This window comes from Bacillus sp. JJ1474 (assembly GCF_036965225.1).
Classification (GTDB): domain Bacteria; phylum Bacillota; class Bacilli; order Bacillales; family Cytobacillaceae; genus Cytobacillus.
Genome location: NZ_JBALPC010000117.1, coordinates 1 through 3,089, shown reverse-complemented (window position 1 = coordinate 3,089; position 3,089 = coordinate 1). Strand labels below are relative to the sequence as shown.

Below are 3,089 nucleotides of genomic sequence, written 5' to 3'. Positions count from 1 at the left end.
AGGTTAAAGAGAATTATCTCTGATTTAAATTATGCTGCAAAAAATAAATTAGTTTATCATTTATGGTGGCATCCTCATAATTTTGGTACTAATTTAAATGAAAATTTATCTTTTTTAGAGAGTATATTGAAACATTTTTCTTTATTGAGACGAAATTTCGGTATGGAAAGTTTAAATATGGAGGATTTATCGAAACATTTATTAAGGAATGAGTAGGTTGAAGGGGCCACTATGTTAGCAAGTAAAGGGAGGGGAAACTACTAATATTGAATATAATTATCTAAAAGTAAGCTAAGTAATATTGAAACTTAGTTAAATTTCCTGCTCATATTTCGCATCAGTAAAACTAAGGCATTTACCAAGAAAGGACTTGGTGAATGCCTTAGTTTTTTCTAATATTGCTGGATCTTTGGAATGTAAGCGACAAATTCTGTCCGCATTTTAAGGTTTCAAATTGTATCGAATAATCCCCTTAATATTTAAGTAAAGGTGGAGCCTATTTGACGCTTACTTTGGAATTAAGTTTGCCTATAAGTCTGATAACCTAGTCAGTACTTAAAATTTTTGGTAATTAATAATGTTCATTATTTTTATGCATATATATATAATACGGTATTCAGATGATTTCAGGTTATTTAATGTCTAGCAGTTGGAGGTCGTTAGATGGAAGAGAATATAAGGATACAAGATATTTTTATAATTCAAAAGCGGGTATTACATATAGACAATGTGACAATTTTATCAATGGCCAATGAAGAAGCTAGTCACGTGCTAATTAAGCCTCGCCCGATATTAAACATGTATAGCTAAGTTTATTGATCATCAGTTAATTGCAAAATTATGACTGGTCGAAAAGGAGTAAGATTGAGTAAAATGCAAACACAGTCACTTGAAACACCATGTTATATAATCAAATACGATGAACTAGAATATAATTACAATCGCTTGAAAATAGCATTCACTAATTATTGGCAAGGCCCTTTGAAAATTGGGTATTCAGTAAAAACTAATCATCTTAAATGGATACTCGAATTCATGAAGGAAAAAGAAGTATATGCTGAAGTTGTGTCAAATGATGAATTTAGATATGCAGAACTCGTTGGATATCCTACTAGTGAAATTATATATAATGGTCCGCATAAGAAGGCAGACCTTTTAAAACGTGCGCTTAAACAGGGGAGTATTGTCAATATTGATTCCTTTAGTGAACTAAATGTATTAAAAGCAATGAAAAAAATTGAAGGAATGAAAGTGGGTCTTAGAGTAAATTTTGATCTCGAAAGTGAATGTCCAGGTGAAAGTGCTATGGGGATAGAGCCAAGTAGATTTGGTTTTTGTCTTGAAAATGGCAGTTTTGAAAAAGCGTTAAAAATATGTAATAAACTGAATATTTTAGTTTGTGGACTTCATATGCATCAAAGCACAAAAACTCGCAGTTTAAATGTATTCAGAGCATTAGCAAAAAAAGCGGCAGAATGTATTAAAAACTTTGGATTAAATAATTGTCTAGAATATATCGACATAGGCGGGGGATTTTTTGGTGGAAGAGACATTGGAAATAACCCTAGTTTTGAAGATTATGCAAAAACGATTAGTGAAGAACTCAATCACGCAGCAGATATGAAAAATATTCAATTAATAATTGAACCGGGTGCATCACTTATTTCAACACCTATAAGCTATATGACAAAGGTTGTCGATGTAAGGGATGTAAGAGGTTCAAGAATCATCACGGTTGATGGTTCACTGCTTCATATCAATCCCTTTATTGCAGATCGCCAGCCGTCATATAGAATTGTTTCAAATGGCGAAAACTTTTCTAATAGACAAACAATATGTGGAAGTACGTGTATGGAAAATGACAGATTATTGAATATTGAAAATGCGCCGAAATTAAGGGAAGGAGACATCATTGAAATTGAAAAATGCGGTTCGTACACAATGAGTTATAATTCTTGCTTTATTAATTTGCCGCCTGCAGTATATGTAATTAAAGGTGGGAATTATGAACTAGTTAGGGAAACTTGGGCACCTACTAGGCTATTGTAGAGTGAAAGAAGGGGAGAAAACTGAAACAAACAGTTAATCTATTATTAACAAGTACAGGAAAGAGAACTAAGCTACTTGAATACTTTAAGAAGGAATTACGCGGGGAGGGGAATCTAATCGCGGTTGATTGCAGCGCTTTAGCTCCGTCACTATATATAGCTGACGAACATTATATTGTTCCAACAATTGACAGCGCTGGATATATGGATGTAATTAAAGAGATATGTAAAAAAGAGGAGATAAGTGCCGTTATTTCATTAATTGATCCAGAGCTTTCCCTATTATCTAAATATTCAGGTGATTTAAAGAGATTAGGTATTTCCAGTATAGTTTCCCCATTTGATGTATGTGAATTATGGCTAGATAAATACGAAGTAAGTAAGTTTTGTAGCAACAATGGGTTTAAATATGCGAAAACCTATAATTCTTTTGAAGTATTTCAAGCAGCACTTGAACGAGAAGAAGTGTTTTTTCCAGTTTTTATTAAACCGCAAAAAGGCAGTGCGAGCTTTAATATTCATTTAGCTAGGAATATAGAGGAAGCAAAATTTATCTTCCAATATTCAAGCGAAATGATTATTCAAGAATTTTTAGATGGGCAAGAACTTGGAGTAGATGTGTATGTTGATCTAATTTCAAAAAAGGTAGTTTCTATATTTATTAAAGAAAAGTTAGTAATGAGAGCTGGAGAAACAGACAAAGCTAAGTCAATAAAATCGGAAGAATTATTTAATTTGATTGAAGAACTTGTTATGAAAGCAGGGTTTATCGGACCTATAGATATAGATGTCTTTTTTATTAATGGAGAGTATTATATATCGGAGATAAATCCAAGGTTTGGAGGAGGCTACCTTCTTGCATATGAATGCGGGGTTAATTTTCCTAAGTTCATAATCAATAACTTGAAGGGAATTGTGAATAAAGTTCAGATTGGAAATTACGAAGAAAATGTTTATATGATGAGGCATGACATTTTAACGATTAAAAAGTTTATAGAGAATTAGGGTAAAGTATTTTTTTGGAAATTTTGTTCTCTATAA

General features: G+C 32.2%; 2 protein-coding genes and 1 pseudogene. All 3 read left to right on the top strand.

Annotated features, from left to right (window positions below):
- Positions 1-216, top strand: a pseudogene (locus tag V7164_RS15435) (polysaccharide deacetylase family protein); the annotation flags it as partial.
- A gap of 624 nt (positions 217-840) precedes the next feature.
- A complete protein-coding gene (locus V7164_RS15430) occupies positions 841-2,049 on the top strand; it encodes a pyridoxal-dependent decarboxylase (RefSeq protein ID WP_335354522.1) in 1,209 nt (402 codons plus the stop codon).
- 20 nt (positions 2,050-2,069) lie between these two features.
- Positions 2,070-3,053, top strand: a complete 984-nt coding sequence (locus V7164_RS15425; protein WP_335347431.1) for an ATP-grasp domain-containing protein — start codon at positions 2,070-2,072, stop codon at positions 3,051-3,053.
- The last annotated feature ends 36 nt before the right edge of the window (positions 3,054-3,089 follow it).